Source organism: Arthrobacter sp. Y3223164, assembly GCF_059091005.1.
In genome coordinates this window covers 1-277 of sequence record NZ_JBNHGF010000987.1, presented here as the reverse complement: position 1 = coordinate 277, position 277 = coordinate 1, and the positions used below count along the sequence as shown (strand labels likewise).

General features: G+C 72.9%; 1 protein-coding gene. It reads left to right on the top strand.

Annotated elements, in window-relative coordinates:
• On the top strand, positions 1-276 hold a 276-nt coding region (ribH, locus tag AC5RUJ_RS19030), incomplete at its 5' end, for a 6,7-dimethyl-8-ribityllumazine synthase (RefSeq protein WP_494156612.1).
• Between the last annotated feature and the right edge of the window lies 1 nt (position 277).

Genomic DNA, 277 nt, shown 5'->3' with positions numbered 1-277 from the left:
CGGCTGGCGCCCCACTATGACGCCGTGGTGGCGCTCGGCGTCGTGATCCGCGGCGGGACGCCGCACTTCGAGTACGTCTGCCAGGCCGCCACCGAGGGCCTGACCAGCGTCAGCGTGCAGACCGGCACCCCGGTGGGATTCGGGGTGCTTACCTGCGACACCGAGCAGCAAGGCCTGGACCGCGCCGGTTTGGCGGGCTCCAGCGAGGACAAGGGCCACGAAGCGGTGACCGCCGCCCTGGCGACCGCGGCCACGCTCCGAGGCCTCGGCGTCTAAG